Raw genomic sequence first — 24776 nt, 5'->3', positions numbered from 1 at the left:
TGCATAGACTATCATAAAAATGGGCTTATCCTATCATTGTAGGATTTTTCGTTTCCTATATACTAGGAAAAAAGGGGGATTTATGAATAGAGCAGAAGCCATGGATCATTTCCGCGAACATTACATAGATGTACATATGAAGTACTATATTCATAAATTGGAAGAGGAGTATCGCAACCAGTTTCAGGAAAGGTCTGCTGAATTTGTCGAATCTTTTCGGCGCATATGCAAGTTGGCCAAGGCTGAACAAGACCAAGGAACCAAGGGAGCGATCGGTTATATTACCTTTTCCATGAGACGAACCTATCTGCTGCATCGACAATACGATTATGTGGTGCAGGCATTTGACCGGAATTGGTACTTTGATGCCAAGCCATGTGAAGATCGCTATGATGCCGGGTGGGTATGGACCTGCTGGCATGAGCTTGGCGAACAGCTAGAGTCCCGTCGCAAGCTGTATATGGATCGCCTTCTCCAACCGGAGGTAGAGCAGGTTCACTGGGCTTGTATTCCTGATTTTCATGAATATGTAATGAGGCTAGGCGCCGAATGTATAGGACAGGCTGTGAAGCTTCCTGAATTCGCAGAGCTGGAGCTGGAAGAGGAACTTGAGATTAGAATTGGCGAGTACAAAGGAATCAGTAAGGTGATTTACTCGATCTGTGAAGAATCCCTTCTGAAGGAAGAAGAACTGATGGATTGGTTCTAAAAGACTGGCAGACAGGTGGAATTCATGAGATGGAGATCGAGTACTATCGTGTAGTACAGGATGAGCGGTTCACGGAGGTTGCCTATCCGCTCAATCTGACCAAGGCACAGCTGCTGAATCACATCACAATTGCACAGGAGCAGGATCTATCCTCACTTCAGTTTTATGTTGATGGACAGGCTGATTTTCTGGATTGGCTGGATGATCCATATTACATGTTATCAGATGAGCTCAAGTGTATCTGGGAGCAGTATCAGCCCAGCCTGGAATGGCGGCAAGTAGTCCTTGCTGATCAGCATACCAGGACACAGCGATTGTGTTGGCTTATGGCATGCACTGAGGTTATTAATGCGCTGTCCCCGCTCAGTGAGTGGAATAAGGATGGTACGTTGAAAAAGATGGTGCTGGATGAAAGAAAGCTTCGTGGTCATAAGGTATGCCGGGTTCAAGGAGCTGGTGCTCCGGAGGTCATCGTAGATCTGGATGTGGCAGAATGCATGCTTCGATTCCCCTTGAAGGGGATACGGTTGCAGCGGCTTCAAATCGAGCAGGATGTCTTGGCTGGCAAGGATTAATATAGCAAGGGTGTGTATAGGAGATGAATGATCGTTATATCGTAGATGGAGCTTCAGTCCGTTGCAGCTATGGGAGCGCAACAGGTGTATTTCGAGCCGGAGCAGGGCGGCAGGTGTTCATTCACTCCAAAGCGCAGGGAAGTATTCGGGATTGTGAGCCGGGAATACATATACCCGCATTCGGCATGTGCAGCAGCAAGCATAATCCAGATGTGATTGCTGCCAGTCAGGGGCAGTTGGACCGCCTGATACCGCAGCCCTGCAGACCATCGGTCTCGATGGCTTGGTTGAATGGGAAGAACAACGTTATGGTGGATCATTCTCCAGCGCTACTGAGCTGCTCTACGAATATGTGCATGTGGTGTGGAGTGATTTCATTTGATACAGATGGCCAGGAATGAACTCCTTGGATGGAAAGGGTGAAGGCTGATGGGGCTGCTGTCAGGGCAGGCACTTACCTATGAAAATATTAAAATCAAGGCTCCTTATCCTATTGTCAGGTTGCTGGAACTCGATCTGATCCACCAGGTTAATGACCATGGCAGACTGCAACTGACCGCTGTCATTTCGGACGACGATGAGCAAGGCTACGACAAGCTGATGTATGAGGATGAGCCTGTCGAGGTCTATGAAATGGACGGAAGTCAAGTAGTAGCATGCTTCTTCAAGGGATTGATCACCGAGCTGACCGTCAAGTCGGTCAATGGAGTCTACTCCATGTCTCTGAGCGCGGCCTCTCATACGATTCTGCTGGACAGACAGCCAATGAGTCGCAGCTATCAGGAGCCAGGGATGACGTATTACAAGCTGTTTCGTGACCGGGTTGACGCCTACCCTCACGGTGACTTTATTGATCTGATGGATGCTGAACGACCGTTGGGTGCCTTTACCCTACAGTATCAGGAGAGCGATTGGTTGTTTTTACAGCGAATGGCATCCAGGCTAGGAACCGGATTAATTCCTGAAGTAACCTCCGATGCGCCACGCTTCTGGCTGGGCACATCCAGGGGACAAGTGAAGGGTAGACTTGAGGGGGCTAACTACACTATACGTAGAAGCACGGTAGCTCCGGGCAGTCGTAACAAGAATCAAATCAATACATATTACGAGGTTGAGGATTCCGCTCGTTATGCTCCAGGGGACATGGTGATATTCAAGAATCAGGAGTGGAGCATACACCGTGCAACAGGCACAATAGCCAAGGGTCTTCTGACATTTGTGTACGAGCTAGTCCCTGAAGCAGGGCTATCCTATGAGAAGATGTATCATCCAACGCTCTGCGGAACAGCTATTGAAGGAATAGTTATTGACAGGGCCAATGAGTCTGTTCGATTGCATTTCAATATAGATGCCGAGCCTCCGACAGGCAGTACGTGGTTCCCCTACCCAACGATGTATACCGCGAATGGAGTGGGCTGGCAGTGTGTGGCAGAGCTCGGTGACACGGTGCAGCTATACTTTCCCTCTGCCAATGAGAGTGAGGCCTATGTTATCCAAGCGCTCCGTAAGAAGGGGCTTACGGGGGATGAGATCCAGCAGCCTGAGCGCAAACTCTTCCATACTCGGTCCGGTAAAAAAGCCAAATTCGATGAGAAGGAGCTGGCTTTGTCGTCTCAGAAGGATAAGCTTCTCATTCGTCTGAATCCAGCCACCGGCATGCATGTATATAGTAGATATGACATGAGCTTCACGGCAGATGTTGATCTGGTCCTGCATGGTAAGAAGGTTGAGGTTATGGCAACCAAGGGGCTGAATTTGTCTAGTAAAACAAGCTATCTGAAGGCAGACGAGGAATTCCATTTGAAGGCATCGAAGCTGTTGACGGCTCAGGTGCCACCCGAAGAGCTGAAGGCATATGAGTCCTTAATGAAGGAACTGCAGGGCAAGAAGTATCCGTCCTGGGCGCAGGAGCTATTGCTTAAATACAAGGCAGAATACTATAAGGCTATAGCAGCTGGAGATCAGAAAGGGGCCAAAGCGGCGGCGGCCAAAGCGAAGCAGGTGCGTGAGCAGCTTGCGGCGATTGATGCCATGCCGGATTGGGCCAGAGCACAAATGCATGAATATACGGCCCAGTGGTGGGAGGCTCATGCAGCCGGTGACAAGGCGCGGCAAAATAAAATCCATGCTCTGGCGAACAAGCTGCGAGATCATGTACTTATCAACGATCTCATCAGGGGCAGTACAGCCATGTCGTATAAGGATGCCAATCGTCTGGCAGAGTTGTCCGCCCTGTATGCAGATGCGGCTCACAAGCTTACGGTGGCTGACAAGGCAGCGCTGGCGAAGGAGGCTGCTGAGCTGCGGAAGAAGTACGGCATCGGCAATCTGCAGGCTCGTGAGAACCTCAATAAGCTGGGTCGTAAATTTCCAGACAGCTTCCCCTATAAGCTACCACTGGGAGACGAATGGGATGCGGATCTTAATGCAGCATTATACGACTTTGCTAAGAAGTATGGTCTTGCCGGGAAGGGCTACAGCCGTGAGGTTCTGGAGGTATACCTGTATCAGGTAGCTAATGGTATTCTTCCGTGGCCGAAGGTGACTGCTACCAAGCCTGTGAGCAAGCCCGTAATCGAGGTGCCCGCGAAGCCGGATAAAGCTCCTGATAAGCCGAAGGAAGAACAGCCGAAGCCAGCTCCTTCCAATAGCACCGCAGAAGAGAAGAGAAAGGCTATTGTAGAACTGGCCAAAAAATTTGAAGGCAGGATACCGTATTGCATGGATACCAAGATAACTACAATGCTGCTGGATGTGAATAACCCGCCACCATATATGGATTGCTCTGACTTCACATCCTCCGTGTATTTGACGGTGTTGAATGTCAATATTGGGTCAAACACGAAGGTGCAGATCAAACGTGGGGCGAAAGTTGACCATAGTAAATTAAGGTCTGGGGGAGACGTTAGCAGCTTAAAGCTTGGGGATCTCATTCTGTTCGATTGGGGTGGAGACGGCCCTCCTGATCATGTTGGTATTTATATTGGGAATGGAGAGGTCATCCATGAATCAGGAAGTAATACGAATCCTAAAAATATTGATCGAAACAATAAGAAAAAAAATGTCCGGATTAATAAATTAACAGCCACTTGGACAAATAATCGTAAAATGTGCAGCTATGTAAATGCTGTCAGAAGAATTATCCAGGATGATGGCTCAATAAAAAATTAGCTGTAATTCGAGTTGAAAGCGGTGCAGTATGAATTTTATAAAAAAATTATCTGTTTTATTGTTTGCCTTATTCTTATCAGCTTGCGCTTCTCCTGTAACAAATACGGATATAGTGGCTCAGCCAGAAACGACTGTAGCTATAGAAAAAACAACAGTAGCCCCCGTGGAAAATGTAACTGATTGGCTGCTAAGTGTGACATTGGGTGGAGGCCCTGGCGAGGATGAGATGTTCTTGACCAGATTGGATGATTCTACTGGCGAATCTTATATTTCGGTTCAGGAATTAGTCAATGAATTACAGACGGATGAAGAGCGTCAGGACAGTCAAGACTCCTACCTGTCGATGGGAAAGCTGAACAGGGATGGAAGTAGATTGGCTGTGTATCGTTGGTGGGATGGCGAGGAGCAATCTGACGTGGAGATCTACGACCTTCGGGAAGGGAAAAAAGTGAAAGGATTTGAGATGCCAGGAGACTTGCTCGATATTTCTGCTGATTTGACTCACTATCTCTATGAGCAGGGGGAACAGTTGTATGTTTATGATGCAGTAACAAGTCAAATATTGTGGAGTGGACCGAAGGATACAGAGAACATAGATGAAACTACAGCTAAAGATCTCAATCAGTTGGCCAAAATTTCGCCAGACACAAGTACGTTAATCTTTCCTCATCATCAAGGTGGAATGGTGCTTATGGATATTAAGAGCGGCCAATCCAAGCGTATACTCCAAGATCAGATGATTAGTAGTATGGTTCAATGGAACAGTTTAGATCAACTTGTCTATTTGACTGATACTAATGAAGAGACCTATGAAAGGGATATATATTTGCTAGATACGGTGACGGAACAAAGTAAAAGAATTGGAACAGCAGATGATGAATTTACTCTGTCCCCGGATATTACGAAAATGATCATTATTAATGAAGCATTGGTAAAGGTATTTCTGGTAGATCTGCAAAATGGTCAGAAGAAAGATATCAGTAGTACCGTAAACGGTCATGGGAACTGGGTATATCCTCAACAGTGGATTGAGAGCAATGTGGATTATCTAAAATATCGAGCAGTGCAATAACTGCTAACAGGTAGATTTTGGGGTGCTACGCATGATCCAAGGAACATGTTCTAATGGGAGAGTTCGGACCGTCAAGCTGCTAAGTCTTACCTTCATGTTGGTACTTCTATGCGCGTGTACAAGCAAGGAACGAGCTAGCTCTGAATCCATAGCTGCACAAGCTGAGCAGACTCTATCTTCCAATATCGTTGAACAGACTATTAGTCATAATAAAAATGGCACCAACAATCCAGATGTGTCAATTCAACAGGGCACTCCTTGGCTATTGATGTATGGTGAAAATGATAGTGAGAGCCTGGATCAGCTAGTTAACCTGACGGATCCGACTGGAAGCAGCTATGTACGGATAGAGGACATAATCAGGAGCTTACATGCGAAGGACGGGGCAGAGTACCCATGGTATGAGCTATATCTCGGAGGAATATCGACAGATGGTAGCCGTATTGCCCTAGTTCGTCAATCGCATGAGCTAGATCACCAGCAGGTTGGATTATACGATCTAGGCACAGCAGAGAAGCTACTGGAGGTTGATGTGCCCAATCAATACATTCAATTCTCACCTAATCTGGAGAGCTGCGTGTACGAATTGGATAATAAGCTGTATGTATATCGCCTTCAGGATCAGACGTTGCAGGAGCTGAAGTCTCCTACTGATCAAGGACAATTTGAAGAAGGCGCTATCTACGGAGTGGTGTACTCACCAGACAGCCGTAGGCTGGCTATACAAACAGGTGGTTCACTGTTCATTGCTAATTTGCGGGATTATGCTGTGAGTCAGTATGAGCATGTGGTAACTACAGGTTTGGAGCTGAAGCAGTGGCTCAGCAAGGATCAATTGTTATATGCGGGGACTAATGACAATGAGCTAATTATGGTAGACATGACAACGGGTAAATCCAAGCGTGTCGGTCAGCCCCCAGTGGATTCCATTGAAGCCCCCCTCATGACTTGGGATGGTGAGAAGCTCTTGCTTGCTGAGGAATCTGGCCCGATCGTGGAATGGGACTGGAAAAGTAATAATATTGTTCGTTACCAGGCTGTATTGAACAGAATCGGCTATACTCTGAGACCGGTACAAAGGATCGAGAGTAGGACTGATTTTACACCATATCGGACAAGTATTCCTGTAGAAGAGATCACAGCTTCATCAACGTTGCCTGATCAATCAGGAAATAACTATAACCCAGCTAATCTTATAGATGGAAACGCCAATACGGCGTGGTGCGAGGGTGTTGCTGGCGATGGAGTAGGGGAATGGGTAAAGCTGGACTTCGGTCAGCCTCAAGTGGTGAATGGAATTGAAATCTTGAATGGGTTAACCAAATCGAAAGCGTCTTATCTCGCTAATAATAGATTCAAGCGAGTACAATTGGAGTTCTCCGAGGGGCAACGTCTTGTAATGAATAGTGATGCGTTAAAGTATGAGCTGGACGAACCCGTACAGACCTCGTGGATCAAGCTGACCATTCTCGAAGTAGAATCTGGCACAGCATATCCTGATACATGCATTTCCGAAGTAAGGGTGTTCTGATAGATACTGTTCAGGAGAGAGGTGAAGCAGGGCATGAAATGGAAAGAGCCTACCTTTGGTGCGACACCTATGCTAAAGGCATTAACTGCCGCCAGTGCTCGTAAGAAGGCCAAGTCCTTCGACCTGGTGGCGGAGCAGAAGAAGCAAAAGCTGACCTATCCCGATTGGGCTCAGGACTGGATGAGGAAGTATAAGGAGGCTTGGTATATTGCCAAGGCTAACGGCGATGAGGTAGGGATGCGCAAAGCGCAAAAGCTGGCCGAAGGCCTCCGCTCGAAGCTACGGGAAATGGCCAATATGCCGAAGTGGGCACAGGAACAGATGAAGAAGCAGACCCTGCTCTGGATGGAGGGGCAGGCTACGGGTAACATCCGGCAAATGAAGGCAGCCGAGCAAGCAGGAAAGGGCATTCGTGAGAAGCTGGATCTGATTCGTACCATTGCGAAAACGTCCAAGGCTGATGCGGACAAGCTGAATGAGCTGACGGCTAAATGGTATGCCGCTCATGATCATGGTCTCGTAGACGGCAAAGATCTCAGCAAGGATCCTAAGGCTATAAAAGCAGCGAAGGATAAATACAGCCAGGAGGCACAGGCGATTATTGGGAAATATCAAAAGCCAGTCGCACCGGTGGAGGATAAACCGAGTAAAGATGACACACCTAAAGTTACCCCACCTAAAGTTACCCCGACTGTTCCTGAGCAAGGGGATAAAAGTTCATTTGGATCTGTAAGTGCCTTTAAAGCTAAATATGGAGATTTAATGAATCAGTTAGGCAAGGAATTATCTGTTGATCCCAATTTACTTGGAGCAGTAGTTCTTGTGGAATCAGGAGGATCAGGCTTTGTAAATGGAAAATTAAAGATTAGATTTGAAGTGCATCACTTTGTGGATTCTCCTACTTCACAATTTACATATGGGAGCCCCAAGTATAAAGGGCATAAATATAGAAAAAGCTCCAGTGAAAATTGGAAGAGTGTACATGAGAATCAAACAAGTGAATACGCCGCTCTTGATCTTGCCAAGTCTCAAAATGAAGAGAGAGCATATAAGTCGATAAGTATGGGTTTGTGCCAGATTTTAGGGAGTAATTATAAAGCAACTGGTTACAGTAGTGCCAAAGAAATGTTTATGAAATTTAGTACAGGTAATGAAGAACAAATTAAGGGATTTGTGAATTTTTTGAAAAACGATGGTAACGGAAATAAAATTAAATATCTTCAAAAGGAGGATTTAAGAAGTTTTGTTTCATCATATAACGGTCCTGGTAAGGTTGATGACTACACTGAAAAATTAAAAAAGAATACTAAGCTTTACAAGAACTCTTAATGATCTGAGGAAGTTTAGAGTGGATGGGATTATGAATAAGAACCTTATCATTTTTATATTGAGTGTTCTATGCCTAATAAATGGTCATTACAACATAAGTGTTGGAAATACTGAGCTTAAATCCAGTCTAATTGGAAACAAACTGGACTCAAATCAGTACTTTATTGAACGTGAATATCCAATATATATAGAAGGGAAGGGGCAGTTGACGTTTGGAGCTGTTGTAGGAAAAAAAGATGATAAACGAAAATATCAATTTTTCCTTTTGGATAGACAAAAGAAGGTTACTTATACATTCCCAACTTTTTACGGGAGTGTGAATTGGAACGGTGGTGATGGAATACAAGATGTTGTGATTAAAGACCTTAACCATGATGGTTTAAATGATATTATTGTTATCGCCTATCATAATACTGGAGCAGGGGGGCCAGATGGAGTCGAGCCATTTCCTGTTGCTGGGTTGTATTTTCAAAACACTGATCAGACCTTTTCAACAAACTATGAATTGGATGAAGCAATAAATGAAGCTGGATATAACAAAACAGTTGAGGATATCATCCGATATATGGAGAATTATCCATTGCAAGCAGAAGATACTGTGAACTAGCCAGAGAATCATGAAGTATATATGCAGCGCTGCTACGTGGCAGTCATCGTTCGAAGGGGGATCATCCTATGGGTATACCAATCATCTATCTTAATGGCAGCGCCTTGCCCTTGAAAAATCCAAAAATCAAGCTGGTTCAACGGATCAATAATCATGCGAAAATGTATCTTACAGCGGTGCTGACAGGAGAAGAGCCAGAAAAATATGTGGAAGCGATGGATACAGGTGCAGGTCTGATGCTGTCTTATCAGGAGGATGATGACAAGCGAACGTTACTGTTCAAGGGTCTCATCAGTCAGGTGCGCATTAAAATGGTGGCGGATGTAGCTCATCTTGTGGCAGAGGCTGTATCCTATACCATCAAGCTTGATGAGGAGAAGCGCAGCAGGTCTTTTCAGAATAAGAATATGCCCTACAAGGCTGTACTGGATAAAATCTTGGCCAGATACAAGGAAGCTAACTGCACACATCCTCTACGGGACGAGACAATTCAAAACTTCACTTTACAGTATGAGGAGACGGACTGGGAGTTCTTGAAGCGTATGGCTTCTCGTTTTGGCTGGGGGCTGATTCCTGATCCACTGACGAGCAAGCAACAGTTTTACTTCGGTCTGCCTGACGGTACGCAGAAGGGCAAGCTGAGCTCATACAATTATTCGGTTACCAGAAAAGCTGAGCCTAACGATTCCAATCTGCTGTATTACAAGGTGCAGACGAAAGGAATGAGCGGGCAGCGTCTGAGTATCGGCGACGAGACCCAGTTCAGAAATATGACGCTGTGGGTACTGCAATCCTCGACTATGATTCGCCATAGTGCCATCTGGCATGAATATGTCCTTACCACGAAGGAAGGAATGCAGCAGGAACTGATTCTCAATGAGAGCATCCGGGGAATGACATTGAAATCCAAGGTCATTGGACTGGAGCAGGATCATGTGAAGGTCTTTTTCTACGAAATAGATAAGGACAAGCCAGCTGTAGCTGAGACACACGCTTTTCCATATGCAACCTTCTATACCTCTGAGGGGAATACAGGATGGTACTGCATGCCTGAATTGTACGATTTTGTAGATGTATATTTCCCGAGCAATAAAGAGCATGAGGCGATCATAACCCACTCCATTCGTAGACGCTCCAAGGGCGGCGATTTTATCAAAGACCCAGCAGTCAAGCTATTCATGACAAAATATCGTAAAGCTATTATTTTCGATCAGCACGAAATTCTGATTACGGGTCAGGATGATGAAGTAGTGATTCGTTTGCTGGATGATCACGGTATCGAGCTGCGCAGTACCAAAGATATTCGTGTTAAGGCGGATGGTACCCTTTCCCTCAAGGCAGGAAATACCGTACAGATTACGGCCAAGGACGCGATTGGGCTTAAATGTAAAACCAGTCTGCTGGAGATGGATGGGAATGTATCCATAACCGGGGCGAAGGTCAACATCCAATAATGCATGGCATAGGAGAAATGAGAATGGCTAAGGTAACTACAGGGGCAGTTGTTCAGGAGAAGCCCCGCACGCGCGAGGATATGATCCAGGAATGGAAGCGGAAGATTGCTAATGGAGAGTATCCGTACATTATTGTAACGGAAGCTATAAACACAGCCAGACAAGAGTCTTAACATTTTCATTATGCTTTATTCATTGATAATGCTTTATTTATTGATCCAATAAGAAAATGGAAAAGCAAAGAGCTGCCTTCAATCAACTATGTGATGAATGGCAGCTCTCTTCAGCTATAGCCTAGGTTGTTTATTCCATCTTCTCGTTTACCAGCTTAATGAGCTCATCAACAGCTTCTTCAACCAGATAGGGACCGTAGTTCCACTTGTTACGACTGACATTAATAATACGATCATTGTTCACAGCGGGGATCGTCTGATAGAGCGGTTGCTCGAACAGATCCAGCATGGCCGGTAATTCATCATCATTCATCTGCGTGAAGAAGTAATCACTGTTGCTGCCAGCCAGTTCCTCCATTGATAGGGCATCGCCACCATCAGCATATTGCTCGAACTGTGAAGGCATCTGGAAGCCGAAGTCCTCATAGACGAGCTTGCCAAGTGTACCGCCTTTGCCGCCAAGCAGGAATTCACCCTTGTACAGAATAAAGGTAATGGCTGTCGCCCCTTCTGGCAGGTTGACTTTGATATTGTCGCGGATGCCCTGCAGCTTGGTCTCGAATTTGGTGATCCAGGCGTCCGCTTCAGCCTTGCGGTTCATGACCTCGCCTATGTCTCCAAGAATGTTGATTACATCGGGATCACCGCCCCAGGATACAGCGACGGTAGGGGCAATGACCTGATACTTATCATATGTAGCCTGATCAAAGTATTCGGGTAAAATAATGATGTCTGGCTCTAGTGCCGAGATGGCTTCCAGGTTACCAAGTCCCTCTCCAATGCTCTCTACACCAGCCATATCCTCAGGATACAAGTCCAATACTGCTTGGTCTACAGCAACTGGCTTAAGACCCAGCGGCAGCAGATAGCCACCGTAGGTAATCACCACAGCACGTTTGGGCTCTACAGGAATCTCTATCTCCCGATTCAAGGCATCCTTGTAGACTCTGGTCGATTGCGCAGCAGTTTCCGTAGCGCCAGCGTCACCCGTCTGCGCAGCATTCCCCTGCGACTGCTGTGCTTGTGGCTCGGTAGCTCCACAGGCCGCCAAAATCAGGGATAGACTAAAGAGTAGCAGCATTGCTGCAAAGGTCGGCTTAAGACCTGATTTCATGTCATTCACACTCCATGCTTCATGTTGAGAATCATTATCACTTATAACACTATAGCGGTCTGATCCGCTCGAAGCAATGAACGATTTGAACCTCATTTCAGGACGAATTGAACCTTGCAGAGACAACTGCTTCATTTTGAACTGAGCAGGAGTGACCTCATTCATCTTTTTAAATAGACGACTGAAGTAATACATATCCTTATAGCCGACACGATCAGCCACATCCCGGATGGGGAGGTCACTGTGAGTAAGCCAATGCTTGGCCTGCTGAATGCGAGTACGTGCAAGATACTCCATGGGACTGCAGCCGTATCTGCGCTTGAACACTCGTGCCACATAATGTGTACTATAATGCATCGCTTGAGACAACTGGTCCATGGACAGCTGTTGCTGGTAATTGTGCTGAATAAATTGGGCCACCTGCACAGCCAGGTCAGGCTTCTGGGCAGGGAGTGGAGATAGCTCTCGTTGATGGTAAAGCTCGTAAATATATTGATACAGCAGCCCTTTCACTTGCAATTTATCCAGCTCTCGTCCACTCCTCCAGCATTCGAGCATACGTTCCAGCAAAGGAAGAAGACGCAGGGGATGGACAGCTGTGAAAGCATATATTTCAGAGAAAGGCTCCGATTCAGCTGCGCTGCTCTCCTGAAGCTGATTGGGATCGGGCAACGACTTGTACATAATCATGTAATAGTCCAACGGTTCATTTAAACACTGGATGCTTAGTGATTCTCCTTTGCCAGTGTGGATCGCATGATGATGAACTTGGTGAATCTCCAGACCGCTCAAGGAAATGAATCCTGCCCCTTGATTCACATAGATGAAGGAGCTTGCAGGTAACCGATAGGAACGAAGCTCTTCGTCTTTTTTCATCCGGATATGACGGATATCCAGCAGTATGAGCGGCGTCTCGTTCCAGATTTGAATTTGTTTAGACCATTTCACGACATCCTACACCTCAAGTTGCTTGACATGAATGTAATTATAATAAGCATTTGGCATAAACCTAATGAATGTGCCCTGCCTACAAAAAAGCTTATGTATGGTCTATTTTATAGTATATTTAACAGAAGTGAACTAGATAGGATAGAATGTCGATTTTCAGAAAGGAATGAATGTACATGACTCAATATACAGTGAATCGGAATCGTCATCATGGGTGCCTGTTCGGTCTTGCGGTAGGGGATGCATTAGGCACCACTGTGGAGTTCAGCAGCCCGGGCACTTTTCCGCCTGTGGAGGATATGGTTGGTGGAGGTGTGTTTGACCTGAAGCCAGGTCAATGGACAGACGATACCTCCATGGCGCTATGTCTGGGGGAAAGTCTGGTCAGATGTGGTGGCTTCGATGCAGGGGACCAGATGCGCAGATATGTGAATTGGTACAGGACCGGTTATATGAGCAGTACTGGAATTTGTTTTGATATCGGAAATGCGACTCGTACTGCGCTGGAGCGCTTCGAGCATACTGGCGAGGCATATAGTGGTCTGACAGACCCTATGACGGCTGGAAATGGCTCTATTATGCGACTGGCACCGGTGGCCATGGCTTATGCCCATCAGCCTGTACAGGCCATACGCTATGCCGAGCAGAGCTCATTAACGACACACGGTGCGGTTGAAAGTGTACAAGCGTGCGCCGTGCTGGCTGCAATGCTGGTGTCCGGTATGCAGGGAGCAGACAAACAGACGATGCTAGCGTCCACGACATGGCGAGACTGGCTTGGGGAGAAGGAGCTGTCTCCCGGACTACAGGACGTCATTGATGGTTCGTATCAGCACAGGGAGCCGCCAGAGATCAAAGGGACCGGATATGTCATTCGCTCGCTGGAGGCTGCTTTGTGGGCATTTGATCGTACAAGCTCATTTGCGGAAGGGGCACTACTCGCTGTGAATCTTGGAGATGATGCGGACACGACCGGAGCAGTATATGGTCAACTGGCTGGCGCTTACTATGGTTATGATCAGATCCCGGAGCACTGGCTTGCACGGCTTGCTATGAAGGATGAGCTACAGCAGCTTACAGACAGGTTATGGGGGATGATTGGCCAAGAATAGGCTAGCATTCTATTACAAGCTCAGGTGATATCAAAAAAAAGCGAAACGCAGGCTGTTCAGGTCCAGGCGTTTCGCTTTTTTTAATGAATTTGCCACTGCGATGCTGTAGCAGTATCCTGAGCAGCAATCTGCTACAGCTTGTAGGATGGCTGGCAGATGCTGGCCTAAGGGCACAAGCGTGCTGTTCATAGCTTTCCAATTTTGTCTGAAAGAACATCAAACTTAACAATAGTCGACAGGGCTCCCGCTTGCAGCGACTCTATACTCATGCTCGATCTGGTCAAGGTACCAGGAGCTAGAAGGACTATCATCTATGTCCCTTAATGATTGGACACGGCCTTTGTTACTGACGCTGCAGCCTTGCTATGCCAGAAGGCAATACCGAAGGAGACGAGAGCGACGATCAGAAGGATGCCATACACATAGCTGTAGGCCTCTGCAGATGGCAGATAGCTCTTGCTGTGCAGCAGCAGACCACAGAAGGCTACGGACATGGAGCCGCCGAAAAATTGAATCAACTGCAATAAGCCCATTCCGGAGCCCACCAGCTCCCGAGGCAGCAACCGGGCAGCTTCATTATTGACGGAAGCCATCGTGGCCGAGAACGCAGGGGAGAAGATGAGATACCCTACGGTCACGATCAGCGCCGAAGCATGGATTTCCAGCATGAACAGCAGCAGGACAACGCTTAGAAGCACATGTCCGATTAGCAGGAAGCGTATTCCCCCGCGACTGTCAATCCAGCGGCCGACGAAGCGGGCACAGCCAGCAGATAGCAATGCACCAGGAGCAATCAGCAGTCCGATCATGAGTGAGCTGCGGTGGAAGACGTTGGCAAGCACTAAAGGCATCAGGAACAGGTTGCCCAGATTCAGAATCAGGATACCGAAGCCGATGAGCAGCAGTCTTGTATAGCCAAGCACCGCAAAGAGCCGGGGATGAATAAATGTATGATTCGCCCGACGTATATAAATGGCGTGCACGATGAGCGACACGACTCCGACGTTTAACCACAGCAGGGATTGTGTCGTGATGGCCACGAGCAGCGAAGCAGCATTGATGACAGTCAGCATGGCGCCAATAATATCGAAGGAGCTGCCAGCGGAAGACTGTTCCTGGGGCAAAAAGTACAAGAGCACAGGCAGAGCAGCGAGAACAAGCACAGTAACCGCGAACAGCCCGTTCCAGCCCCAATATTCGCTAATCAGACCACCGACGATCGGTCCCAGGCCGAAAGCCATGGCTCCAGCTGATGAGATCATGGCGATGGCAGCACCTCTACGCTGGGCTGGCACATACCGACTGGCAATGACTAGCCCTAGCCCCGCCATCACTCCGGCACCGGCGGATTGCAGAATGCGGGTAGCCAGCAATATGGCGAAGGAATGCGCAAATAATCCAAGCACAGAGGCTAATCCCAAGGTCAGCAGACCTGTCGCGACCAGCTTGCGCAGCGGGAAGCGATCCGTCAAGCGACTATAGATTACAGTGGAGAGGGCATAACCGATCGAGTAGCTGGAAATGACCCAGGCACCGAGATCAGCCGTAATATCGAGATCTTGTATAATGGCAGGCAAGGATACGTTGAACATCGTTGTATTCATGACGACAATGAACAGACAGCAGGTCCAGAGGGGCATTACAATTTTGTCTTTCATACTACCATTCCTATCTTTTGAAAATGACGTGAATTACGAATTTCATACTATTTAAATTGTACTCCTTAAAAATTTATATAGCAATATTGCCATATCATTATCCAATACTTTGCATGAATTATGCAGTGAGAAACACTGATAAGTCATTATCATATGTAGAGCAAGCCCCCAATAACCGATATATAACAAGATAGGTTATTTCATTTACAGATAAATGGGGGAACTTGGAAATGAAAAAAGGAAGCACGAATGGAGCCAGTAGCTCCAAGACAAGGTTAAATATCAGGATCAGCACGGCAATGTTGATGATGGTCATTATTGGCCTGGTTGGTTTGTTAGCGTTAACATTCGTGGGCTTATCAGGAATGAATGAGATGAAAAAGGATTCGGGCACGCTCTACAATGACCGTTTTCAGCACCAGACAGTGATTCTTCAGCTCAAGGCAGACTTCTACAACATGAGAGCGAACTATACGAAGGTTCTCGACAATCCGCAATATACGGATAAACAGTACGAGCAGGTGCAGAAGGGCAAGGGCAGTGTAAGCAATAACCTGAACAGCTTCGGGCAAATGAATCTGGACAACGAAGAGCAGGGGATGTATGACCGATTGCAGGCTGCAATAGATACATACTATCAGGATATTGAAGGTATTATGGCAGTCAAGAAGGATACGGGAACCTATGATAATGAGGAACGGGGACGCATTAACTCGTCCAGTACAGCCATAGTTGAACAGATTACGAAAATATCCGATTACAACAACGAGCAATCAGCGCTGCTGTATGGGGAGGCTCAGGAAGAAATAACGAAGAACAGGAATCTGCTCGTTGCAGTCATGACGGGGGTTGTTCTCATGCTCGCTGCGATTTCCTTCCTGGTCATTCGTAGAACCAAGCGTCAGATGAAGATAATTACCGAATACTGTGGTCAGATTATCCAAAAGGACATGACAGCCTCGCTTGATCCCAGACTGCTTCAGGGAAACAACGAGATTGCCGTTATTTCCCGTGCTATCAAGGAGATGACAAGCAATACAACCGGGGTCATTACTGGTATTGTACGTGAGTCTCGTCATATTAGTGGGCTCAGTGATCAGACGAATCATAATATTGCTGCGCTCAATGAACAGATTCGTGATGTCTCGGCTACAGTAGAGCAGCTATCTGCCACGATGCAGGAGACCAGTGCTTATGCGCAAAATATGAATGACTCTGCAGAGCAAGTAAAGAGCGCGATTGAGTCCATCGCCAGCCGCTCTCATGAGAGCGCAGAGACGGCACAGAGTACAAGTCAGAGGGCCGAGGCTTTGCAGCGTGAAGCCGGTGAATCCAGCCAGCAAGCGAAAGAAGTGTACCAGACGGCGAGCCAGAAAATGGCTGAAGCTCTTCAGCAGGCTAAGGCCGTCGAACAGATTCGTATGCTCTCGCAGTCGATTCTGGAGATTACTGCACAGACGAATCTGCTTGCCTTGAATGCATCTATTGAGGCGTCTCGCGCAGGAGAGGCAGGTCGAGGCTTTGCCGTCGTTGCGAATGAGATTCGCAAGCTTGCTGATAGCTCCAGACACGCAGTGGACCAGATTCAGAGCGTTACACATGAGGTTGTACGATCGGTGGAGTACTTGTCCACTAGCGCTGAGGAGTTGCTGGAATTCATGAAGCATCAGGTAGGACGGGATTACCAGCTGCTGGAGGACACGGCTGGCCAATATCTCCGGGATACGGTGGAGTATACCCATACTGTACAGGAGCTTAATCTTACCTCCCAGCAGGTCCGGGATACAGTAGAGTCCATGGTGAGAGCCATCCATGAAATTGCAACAGCCAGCGAGCAATCTGCAGTATCTACTCAGCATATCGCCGAAAATATGGTAGTATCAAGCGAGAAGTCCTCCCAGGTTACTGAGCAGTCTGATCAGGTGAAGAACAGTGCGGTACAGCTCAATTCACTGATCGCAGACTACAAGATTCATGGTGAAGGTGATCGTACTATTAAATAGCTACATCCGAATGAAGTATGACGTAAAGGAGATCTATGATTGAAGGCTACGTATGTTGATTATCTGAAATATAACCTTTTATTGCGAACACTACCGCTGATTATTTTGGTTACCTTGTATTTCATTATGCTTAAGGACCATTTTGCTCGAATATTCGATATGTTTATCCTGATTCTGGAGGTAGAGGACGAATTGCCTTCAGCAATGGATTGGACACCGCTGGGAGATTTGTTACTGGTGTTCGTGATAGCTGTCTTGTTCGGTATCGTTTGGACCTTCTTGCGGTCGGGGCTTTACTTTATGCCTGCTCTAGCCGTTCAGGGAAGCATGAAGCTCTCGTCGATTATGCGCGTAGGGACACGGAAGTTCCTGTGGGTATATGTACTTGTGATGATTGGTGGTGCCAGTGGGGGGACTGTATTAAATCTCCTGGCTCAAGTGGCGCTTTGGATTCCCATCCTGGGATGGATCATTTATGCTGTCGTCTCGGCGTACTGTATGGCGCTGGTTGAAATCATCTCTTATTATTACTTGTCATACAATCTGCTCCACGGCCATTCCACATTGGCCAGGCCTGGTGATCGATTGCAGGAGGTGCTAGGTACAAAGGCTAATCGTAATCTGTATCTGTTGGCCCTGGCGCTAGCAGGATCGTCTCTGGTGCTCCTCAATATATTAGTGGTACCCATTATTCAGATGAAGATTGCAGAGATGATCAGCCATAACAAGACGAATGATTCAGACGTGCCCGCTATAGGAGGGCTGACTCCAATGTCAGGGCTAGCCAATGGAAGTAGCATACACTGGCAGAAGTAGCGGACTTGTCATAAGGAATAACAGATGCAACTGTATTTGAGGGAAGGATTGGCAAGATGAGAATCATAATATCGCCCGCCAAAAAGATGAAGGTAGATACGGATAACATGCCTTACCGCGGGTTGCCTCAATTTATGGAGGAGTCGGAGCACCTACTAAATTTGCTTCAAAAACTTACGTACGATGAACTCAAAACGTTGTGGAAGTGCAACGATGCTATCGCTGCGCTGAATGTCGGGCGGATCCAGCATATGAATTTGAAGGGCAATTTGACGCCGGCCATCTATGCCTATGAGGGCATCCAGTATCAATACATGGCCCCGGGCGTTTTTGAAAATGAAGAGTTGGATTACCTTCAGCGACATTTGCGGATTTTATCCGGATTGTATGGGATGTTGAGCCCTTTTGACGGGGTGGCTCCGTACCGTTTGGAGATGCAGGCAAGGCTCGGAGGTCCCGGCTTCAGCTCTCTCTATCAATTTTGGGGCAGAAAGCTCGCAGATCGGCTCCTTTCCGAAAGCAGCTGCGTTCTGAATTTGGCTTCCAAGGAATATAGCAAATGCATTTCTCCTTTTTTGAGCAAAGAGGTTCGGTTTATCACATGTATTTTTGGGCAGCAGATAGACGGAAAGGTTATTGAGAAGGGAACTCAGGTCAAGATGGCCAGGGGCGAAATGGTACGTTTTATGGCGGAACGGCAGATTGAAGCCGTAGAGGGCATTCGAAGCTTTGACCGGTTAAACTATGGTTTTTCAGAGGAGTTGTCCGACGAGCGCACTTATGTTTTCATACAGACACTGGAAAAATGAGGCGAAAAACTACCTACATCCTTACTTTGAGCTGTACCGCTACGGCTGTAACCTTCATTGGACTTAGAAAAAGCTAATGATCGGCAGACGTTAAAAAATGTTGTGGATGTTTTCATGATCAGTCTGCCCAATTCAGTATATCTTGCACATAGTTGTATTTTTGGGGACAGTATACCTGTCCCCTTTTTGTATGCGATCCAAAGAATGGCATTACAAAGCCTATCTTGGAGAGATTCTTTGCCTTTGCTTGTGGAGATAGGTGCCAGCCACGGGTGAGGACTATTTACGCTGGGCTGCGAGCCATTCCATCAGGGTGACAGCCTTGCCATTGACGATCACAGGCGTGCCATCAAAATCCTTGGTGCTATCGTTATTCAATACGTAAATCCAGGACCAGTGTGCATTGTATTCATACGGCTGTACGCTTCCCCCCGCCAAAGCGTACTCATTCCGGATATCTGTGACCTTGTCAAAGTAAGAATAATGAACATGAGGTGCTCCGGCTGCTACGAGGCGTTTATAGGTTGCCGTGGTATTTTTAGCTGTGTTGACGACCTGATCCTGTCCAGCAGCCGTGAACCAGATCGGTGTTTGCTTCAGCTTCGCGATGTCCTCATCACTTAACCAGGCATCCAGGTAAGCTTCGGCTACAGGGTAGGCTGCCGCAAAATAATCAGGGTCTGCAAGCAGTAGATTCAGGGTCATAAAGCCACCATTGGAGCCTCCACCAAGATAGATGCGACTTGTATCGATCGTATTCTTGTTGTCCTCAACATATTGCTTAATCAAAGCTAGCAGGGCGTTGGTGTACATGCTGCTGCCATCCTTGGTATATTGCCCACTACCGTCATTCATCCACATGGTTGGCGTCTGTGGGACCAGAACCTCGGCGCCGCCAAAATACCCCTGAATCGGCTCTTCAGCTAAAGCAGTTACCTCATTGGCCAGCACAGAAATGCGTGGGTCCGTACCACCCTCTCCAGCGCCGTGAAGCCAGATAATCAGGGGCCGCTTTTGTGCGATGCCTTCAGGCTTGTAGGACGCATAGGTGAGGGTAATATCTCCATGCTGCGCATCTGTGTAGTTGAATTTTCCACTAGTATCAAATTCATCGACTGTTTGCTCAACTACAGTATAAGGATTGTGTTTGGTTGTAGTCAGGTTAGTAACTTCACTGCCTTCTGTATTTTTCAAGGGCTGCTGCTGGATAATGGTATATTGATAATTAGCATATTTATTATGTGTGGCAGACAGATCATAATAAATCGGGCTGGTAGTAGGATCATCAGGCCGCACAGCCATTTCAATCGTGATGTAATTACCTGCTTCCTGCTCAGACGCGTTCCCTTGCTCGTCAGAGAGATAGATCTGCTCGATTCGTCGACTGCTGCTGTCGAAGGCTTCATAGCTGATTCCTGTTTGCAGATTCAACTGTGGGTACGTTCGTTCAACGAGTACCTTAAAGCTATCCTTCTCAATCGAACTCGCGAGTACTTCTGTATGGATGCTCAGGATGACCTTATAGATACCGGGTCCTCCGTCATACACTTTGGTCAGCAGCTTATAGGATGGGATAGATGATTCGGCATAAGAAATGTTAGCGCTTACAAATAAAGAGGTCAAACTACCTGATAATACAGTCAAAGCCAGAAGTCCTGTGGCAAAACGTCGTGTATGTCTCTTAGTCATGCTCATTCCTCCTACTGTGTAATAATTTCATTAAGAAGCTAATATTATGTAAGCGTATCAAAGCAGGATCTTTTTGACAAGGATTTCTATCATAGAAAAAAGGCAGGTAGAAAGACTCGTTACTCTACCTGCCAATTATATAGGGGCTTGCATGCACAGTGCGGCTTTCATGTCCATAGAGGCATACTTTTTATTGTACTTGTACTTGAAGTCGATTGCCTCTCGTTTGAAAAAAAAGCTTACAGATTCGGAGATACGAGGATTTTTACCTGACTCTTTTCCTTCATCAGAGTCTCGAAGCCTTCGGATACTACATCCTGCAAGGCAATTCGTTTGGTAATGAGCTTCTCCGCAGAGAAATACCCTTGCTCCATCAGACTGATGACCGCTGGGAATACGTCGCGATAGCCGATGATGCCGGCAATGTTGCGCTCCTGCATGACGATCAGATTCGGGTGAATCGGTGCTTCCTTCTCGAAAATGCTGACGATCATGATTTGACCGCTCAGCTTCGTGGACTGAATCGCTTGAGTCAGCACGACGGGAACGCCAGTGACCTCGTAGGAGACATCTGCGCCACCGTTTGTTAGACGACGAATATCGTCTACGACATCTCCCTCAGCAGGATTCAGTCCGACAGCTCCCAGCTCTTCGGCTTTGGCTCTACGTTCAGGAGATAATTCGACGGCGTAGATCTCAGATGCACCGGAAGCTTTCAGTGCTTCAATTACTAGCAGTCCGATCGGCCCTGCACCGAATACAACTGCACGATCTCCTACCTTGAACTGGCTTTGACGGACGGCATATAGTGCTACAGCCGATGGCTCAACTAATGCACCTTGCTCGAACGATACGCTGTCTGGAATCTTGTGCACCATATGCTCGTCAGCCGCCACATACTCGGAGAAGCCGCCACCACCACCTGCCAGACCGAGGAAGCCCATTTTCTCGCATAGGTTGTATTTGCCTTGCTTGCAGGCGACACATTGACCACAGGCATAGATCGGCTCGACGACGACACGATCCCCAGCCTTGAACCTGCTTACTCCTTCCCCGACCTCTACAATCTGTCCAGAGAACTCATGACCCATTACGATCGGAGCCTGCTCCTGTGTCAACGGGTGAGGTGCATCCTTCGGAATGAAGATGGGACCAGCAGCATATTCGTGCAGATCACTACCGCAGATTCCGCACCATTCCACTTTAATTTTGACTTTTCCCTTTAGCGCGGTTGGCTCCTCAATCTGTTCCATCCGGACATCCTTTACTCCGTGCCATCTCAATGCTTGCATGAAAGTCATCTCCCTATCTAGGTGTATAATTTCATAAATATTAAATTAGAAAAATTTTATAGGAAACGTTTCCTACACAAGGATGTCACAATTTATATAAAGTGTCAATCGTTTTAGGAGTGGAGAATTCACATTTTAGACACATCGAATGAAAAATACAATGCTTAAACACACGTATTTACTAGCGGAATTTAATTTATTCCATATCGTTGTTGGAGCGACGGATGAAGAGCGATCAGAATTCATGATATACTAATTGAAAAGTGTGAAAATTTCCGTGATAGCAGGAAACGATTCCGAGTGGAGAGGGTAGTAGCCATGGCCAGTAGAAAAAAAGTGACGATTGAGGATGTGGCAAAGCATGCGGGAGTCGGTATTGCGACAGTATCCAGAGCGCTTAACAATAGCACTGGCATAAGTGCCAAGACGAAAGCCCATATTTTGCAGGTGGTAGCGGAGATGGGCTTCGTGCCCAATACATCGGCGCAAAGCTTGAAGATTCGTCAGACCCGCCAGATTGCGCTTGCGGTGCCGGATATCCGTAATGCCATTATTCCCGACATCGCTTGGGCGGTGGAGCAGGCTGCCAAGCAGCATGACTACCGGGTCGTGCAGATAAATACCCTTGGGAATGCCAGACTGGAGCTAGAGGTGCTGCGAGATATCAAGAAGCTGCATGTCGATGGATTGGTCATTATGCCGCTGGCTTATCCGAAGACGATCGAGAGTATGATTAATCAGACGAGCATTCCGGTATCCGTGATCAATTATAGCAAGCTGCTCAGTCCTGAGCTGAAGGCGGATGTCGTCGGTCTGGCGCGGCAGGAAGGACGGCTGGTCATGGAGCATCTACTCCAGATCGGCAGGACCCGCATTGCCTATGCCGGAGCGCCAAAGGACAAGATTGAGGAGCGTTACCGGGCCTACGAGCAGTCATTGGCGCATGTGGACACGTCTTTGGTCTACTTTGGAGAGGACTTCACCTTCGAGACCGGACGGCAGGCTGCTAATTATTTCTATAATCTGAAGCTCATGCCGGATGCCATCTACGCCGTAAATGACATGGTAGCCATCGGTATTGTGAACCGCTTTAAGGAACTGGGTGTGCGTGTTCCTGAGGATGTGGCGGTGGTCGGCATTGATAATAATCTGTGGGCGACCGTCACGTCTCCACAGATCAGCTCGGTATCCATCATGGGCAGCGAGGTGGGACGCCTTGCTACAGAGCTGCTGCTCAAGCGTATTCAGTCCCCGGAGCCTGCCGAGTATGAGCGGGTGGAATTCGAGCCACGGCTGATTGTTCGAGAGTCGAGTGTGGCTATGAAGCAATACTCGCGAGGGGAAAGGTAGCAATACATCCTGTAGCATCAGGAACGCCTCTGAAGTGTCTCTGAAGTGTCTCTGGAATGTCTCTGGAATGTCTCTGGAATGTCTCAAGGAAAGGTTTCCTTTATAGCCTTCTTCAAGGTAAGCCATCTGCAGGCGGATATAGATACTACGCTACAAGTCTTTACGTTTGATCATGCGCCAGTGCCTCCTGGTGTCACATTGTACGTAAGGACATCGTAAAGCAGACCTGAGACTCAGTTACAGAAAAATCCAGCCATGATACACTAGGATGGATTATTTTTTTACAGTAAAAAGGTCACACAATATAACAGACGAGAAAAAAATGCAATGGGTATAGGGGGCAGTATTTCCATGAAACAAAAGATGAGCAGAATGCTTGGTGGAGCGGGCCTGGTGGCAATGTGCACGCTTGTAGCCGCTTGTGGGGAGTCTCCCAGTCCTTCTCAGATCGAGTACGATAGGCTTGAGCAGCGTGTAGCAGAGCTGGAGCAACGACTGGCTGAGCGTGATCAGAAGATTACAGAGCTTACGGAAGAATTGAAGGAGCAGGACATCGCGAGCGCCGTGATAGAGGGAGCAGATACTGAAAGCACAGAGTCCGGCAAAAATGGTCCGTTGGATCAGGGGGACGGCGTTCGGATTACATTGGGGCAGTATCAACAGGTCGAGATTGGTATGACCTATGAGGAGGTCGCCGCGATCATGGGCGGTGATGGCAATGCGATCAGCGAGTCCTCGACTATGGCTGTGTACTCCTATTTTGGTACCGGGGGGATCGGTGCGAATGCTGTGTTCACATTTCAGAATGGCAAGCTGCTAACCAAAGCCCAGTCGGGTCTAGATGGATAAGCTCACGGCTTTTCATTAGGGCTTGTGCATCGGGCTTCACAAGTAGGCTTGGGAATATGGGTAGTAAGCTCTTTGTTCAATCACAGTTACCAGTTAGTAGGCAACTCCACAGCTCCTTACACAGCCGTATCTGGCTGATGGAAGGGGCATTTTCAAATTACGGAATCATACAAGGGCTCAAGACTTCGCAGCGACTTATTCAAAAAAGTGCTAATACGATCTTTACAACCTCCTGATATAATAGCGATGTGTTCTAAAAAATACGGCTGAAGCTAGCTCATAGCGGATATAGTCAGTCGACGGCAGTTATGGGGGATCGCTTTGGCATGCTAGATGAACTAACAATGCAGGATACAGACAAAGGCAAGGGCGAGTCCTTGGGTATATTTTATGACCCATCTTGTGCCTCATCTTGTAAACCGTCTTTTGAATTATTCTATACAATACAACGCTCTTCTAGGGAAGTGTTAGTCTCTGACAAGAAGATCGCCAGTCCGTCGCGGACGATCCTAGAA

At 47.3% G+C, this 24776-nt stretch carries 20 protein-coding genes; 16 read left to right on the top strand and 4 right to left on the bottom strand.

Annotation, left to right across the window (positions count from 1 at the left end):
• Positions 1-82 precede the first annotated feature (82 nt).
• The 10 genes from MKX74_RS19205 (at position 83) to MKX74_RS19160 (ending at position 10621) form a co-directional block, all read left to right on the top strand.
• Positions 83-709, top strand: a complete 627-nt coding sequence (locus tag MKX74_RS19205; protein WP_341179476.1) for a hypothetical protein — start codon at positions 83-85, stop codon at positions 707-709.
• Positions 700-1284, top strand: a complete 585-nt coding sequence (locus MKX74_RS19200; protein ID WP_341179475.1) for a hypothetical protein — start codon at positions 700-702, stop codon at positions 1282-1284. Before MKX74_RS19205 ends, MKX74_RS19200 begins: the two co-directional genes overlap by 10 nt.
• 23 nt (positions 1285-1307) lie before the next feature.
• Positions 1308-1685: a DUF4280 domain-containing protein gene (locus MKX74_RS19195; RefSeq protein ID WP_341179474.1), complete on the top strand. Its 378-nt coding sequence runs from the start codon at positions 1308-1310 to the stop codon at positions 1683-1685.
• 28 nt (positions 1686-1713) lie between these two features.
• Entirely contained in the window at positions 1714-4455 is a 2742-nt protein-coding gene (locus MKX74_RS19190; protein ID WP_341179473.1) for an NlpC/P60 family protein, read from the top strand.
• 28 nt (positions 4456-4483) lie between these two features.
• A complete protein-coding gene (locus tag MKX74_RS19185; RefSeq protein ID WP_341179472.1) occupies positions 4484-5527 on the top strand; it encodes a hypothetical protein in 1044 nt (347 codons plus the stop codon).
• Positions 5528-5558: 31 nt separating this feature from the next.
• Positions 5559-7058: an NADase-type glycan-binding domain-containing protein gene (locus MKX74_RS19180; protein ID WP_341179471.1), complete on the top strand. Its 1500-nt coding sequence runs from the start codon at positions 5559-5561 to the stop codon at positions 7056-7058.
• 33 nt (positions 7059-7091) lie between these two features.
• Positions 7092-8387, top strand: coding sequence for an N-acetylmuramidase domain-containing protein (locus MKX74_RS19175; RefSeq protein ID WP_341179470.1), 1296 nt, complete (start codon positions 7092-7094; stop codon positions 8385-8387).
• 31 nt (positions 8388-8418) lie between these two features.
• Positions 8419-8994: a hypothetical protein gene (locus MKX74_RS19170; protein WP_341179469.1), complete on the top strand. Its 576-nt coding sequence runs from the start codon at positions 8419-8421 to the stop codon at positions 8992-8994.
• 68 nt (positions 8995-9062) lie between these two features.
• On the top strand, positions 9063-10448 hold the full coding sequence (locus tag MKX74_RS19165) for a contractile injection system protein, VgrG/Pvc8 family (RefSeq protein WP_341179468.1): 1386 nt from the start codon (positions 9063-9065) through the stop codon (positions 10446-10448).
• Between the two features lie 23 nt (positions 10449-10471).
• A complete protein-coding gene (locus MKX74_RS19160; RefSeq protein ID WP_341179467.1) occupies positions 10472-10621 on the top strand; it encodes a hypothetical protein in 150 nt (49 codons plus the stop codon).
• A 130-nt stretch (positions 10622-10751) separates the two neighbouring features.
• Here the strand turns inward: MKX74_RS19160 and MKX74_RS19155 are convergent, their stop codons facing one another.
• Positions 10752-12683 carry an AraC family transcriptional regulator gene (locus MKX74_RS19155; RefSeq protein WP_341179466.1) on the bottom strand — a complete coding sequence of 644 codons (1932 nt, stop codon included), beginning with the start codon at positions 12681-12683 and terminating at the stop codon, positions 10752-10754.
• Between the two features lie 170 nt (positions 12684-12853).
• On the opposite strand from MKX74_RS19155, the gene MKX74_RS19150 reads away from it, so the two are divergent.
• Positions 12854-13795, top strand: coding sequence for an ADP-ribosylglycohydrolase family protein (locus tag MKX74_RS19150; protein ID WP_341179465.1), 942 nt, complete (start codon positions 12854-12856; stop codon positions 13793-13795).
• Positions 13796-14115: 320 nt separating this feature from the next.
• Here MKX74_RS19150 and MKX74_RS19145 read toward each other — a convergent pair whose 3' ends face one another.
• Positions 14116-15435 carry an MFS transporter gene (locus tag MKX74_RS19145; RefSeq protein WP_341180613.1) on the bottom strand — a complete coding sequence of 440 codons (1320 nt, stop codon included), beginning with the start codon at positions 15433-15435 and terminating at the stop codon, positions 14116-14118.
• A gap of 248 nt (positions 15436-15683) precedes the next feature.
• Between MKX74_RS19145 and MKX74_RS19140 the strand changes: the two genes are divergently transcribed.
• Genes MKX74_RS19140 through yaaA form a run of 3 tightly spaced genes read left to right on the top strand, consistent with a single transcriptional unit; the run spans position 15684 to position 19081 of the window.
• A complete protein-coding gene (locus tag MKX74_RS19140; RefSeq protein ID WP_341179464.1) occupies positions 15684-17456 on the top strand; it encodes a methyl-accepting chemotaxis protein in 1773 nt (590 codons plus the stop codon).
• Positions 17457-17495: 39 nt separating this feature from the next.
• On the top strand, positions 17496-18272 hold the full coding sequence (locus tag MKX74_RS19135; RefSeq protein ID WP_341179463.1) for a hypothetical protein: 777 nt from the start codon (positions 17496-17498) through the stop codon (positions 18270-18272).
• A gap of 56 nt (positions 18273-18328) precedes the next feature.
• The gene (gene yaaA / locus MKX74_RS19130; RefSeq protein WP_341179462.1) at positions 18329-19081 is read left to right on the top strand and encodes a peroxide stress protein YaaA; all 753 of its coding nucleotides are present in this window, start codon (positions 18329-18331) and stop codon (positions 19079-19081) included.
• 279 nt (positions 19082-19360) lie between these two features.
• Here yaaA and MKX74_RS19125 read toward each other — a convergent pair whose 3' ends face one another.
• Both MKX74_RS19125 and MKX74_RS19120 read right to left on the bottom strand, forming a co-directional pair.
• Entirely contained in the window at positions 19361-20770 is a 1410-nt protein-coding gene (locus tag MKX74_RS19125; RefSeq protein ID WP_341179461.1) for a prolyl oligopeptidase family serine peptidase, read from the bottom strand.
• A 239-nt stretch (positions 20771-21009) separates the two neighbouring features.
• On the bottom strand, positions 21010-22062 hold the full coding sequence (locus MKX74_RS19120) for a 2,3-butanediol dehydrogenase (protein WP_341179460.1): 1053 nt from the start codon (positions 22060-22062) through the stop codon (positions 21010-21012).
• 318 nt (positions 22063-22380) lie between these two features.
• Here MKX74_RS19120 and MKX74_RS19115 point away from each other — a divergent pair, with 318 nt between their 5' ends.
• Together MKX74_RS19115 and MKX74_RS19110 are read left to right on the top strand one after the other, a co-directional pair.
• Entirely contained in the window at positions 22381-23412 is a 1032-nt protein-coding gene (locus tag MKX74_RS19115; protein WP_025676611.1) for a LacI family DNA-binding transcriptional regulator, read from the top strand.
• A 351-nt stretch (positions 23413-23763) separates the two neighbouring features.
• A complete protein-coding gene (locus tag MKX74_RS19110) occupies positions 23764-24261 on the top strand; it encodes a hypothetical protein (RefSeq protein ID WP_341179459.1) in 498 nt (165 codons plus the stop codon).
• Positions 24262-24776: the final 515 nt, after the last annotated feature.

The organism is Paenibacillus sp. FSL K6-1230 (assembly GCF_038002385.1).
Taxonomy (GTDB): domain Bacteria; phylum Bacillota; class Bacilli; order Paenibacillales; family Paenibacillaceae; genus Paenibacillus; species Paenibacillus massiliensis.
Note: the sequence above shows the minus strand (reverse complement) of the source record. Positions and strands in the feature narration are given on the sequence as shown.

What these genes read in the sequence shown, in the direction of transcription:
- MKX74_RS19110 (WP_341179459.1), top strand. Translation starts at nt 23,764, where the DNA reads ATGAAACAAAAGATGAGCAGAATGCTTGGTGGAGCGGGCCTGGTGGCA.
- MKX74_RS19175 (WP_341179470.1), top strand. Translation starts at nt 7,092, where the DNA reads ATGAAATGGAAAGAGCCTACCTTTGGTGCGACACCTATGCTAAAGGCA.
- MKX74_RS19190 (WP_341179473.1), top strand. Translation starts at nt 1,714, where the DNA reads ATGGGGCTGCTGTCAGGGCAGGCACTTACCTATGAAAATATTAAAATC.
- MKX74_RS19150 (WP_341179465.1), top strand. Translation starts at nt 12,854, where the DNA reads ATGTACATGACTCAATATACAGTGAATCGGAATCGTCATCATGGGTGC.
- MKX74_RS19165 (WP_341179468.1), top strand. Translation starts at nt 9,063, where the DNA reads ATGGGTATACCAATCATCTATCTTAATGGCAGCGCCTTGCCCTTGAAA.
- MKX74_RS19195 (WP_341179474.1), top strand. Translation starts at nt 1,308, where the DNA reads ATGAATGATCGTTATATCGTAGATGGAGCTTCAGTCCGTTGCAGCTAT.
- yaaA (WP_341179462.1), top strand. Translation starts at nt 18,329, where the DNA reads ATGAGAATCATAATATCGCCCGCCAAAAAGATGAAGGTAGATACGGAT.
- MKX74_RS19180 (WP_341179471.1), top strand. Translation starts at nt 5,559, where the DNA reads ATGATCCAAGGAACATGTTCTAATGGGAGAGTTCGGACCGTCAAGCTG.
- MKX74_RS19205 (WP_341179476.1), top strand. Translation starts at nt 83, where the DNA reads ATGAATAGAGCAGAAGCCATGGATCATTTCCGCGAACATTACATAGAT.
- MKX74_RS19125 (WP_341179461.1), bottom strand. Translation starts at nt 20,770, where the DNA reads ATGACTAAGAGACATACACGACGTTTTGCCACAGGACTTCTGGCTTTG.
- MKX74_RS19115 (WP_025676611.1), top strand. Translation starts at nt 22,381, where the DNA reads ATGGCCAGTAGAAAAAAAGTGACGATTGAGGATGTGGCAAAGCATGCG.
- MKX74_RS19120 (WP_341179460.1), bottom strand. Translation starts at nt 22,062, where the DNA reads ATGCAAGCATTGAGATGGCACGGAGTAAAGGATGTCCGGATGGAACAG.
- MKX74_RS19145 (WP_341180613.1), bottom strand. Translation starts at nt 15,435, where the DNA reads ATGCCCCTCTGGACCTGCTGTCTGTTCATTGTCGTCATGAATACAACG.
- MKX74_RS19160 (WP_341179467.1), top strand. Translation starts at nt 10,472, where the DNA reads ATGGCTAAGGTAACTACAGGGGCAGTTGTTCAGGAGAAGCCCCGCACG.
- MKX74_RS19170 (WP_341179469.1), top strand. Translation starts at nt 8,419, where the DNA reads ATGAATAAGAACCTTATCATTTTTATATTGAGTGTTCTATGCCTAATA.
- MKX74_RS19140 (WP_341179464.1), top strand. Translation starts at nt 15,684, where the DNA reads ATGAAAAAAGGAAGCACGAATGGAGCCAGTAGCTCCAAGACAAGGTTA.
- MKX74_RS19185 (WP_341179472.1), top strand. Translation starts at nt 4,484, where the DNA reads ATGAATTTTATAAAAAAATTATCTGTTTTATTGTTTGCCTTATTCTTA.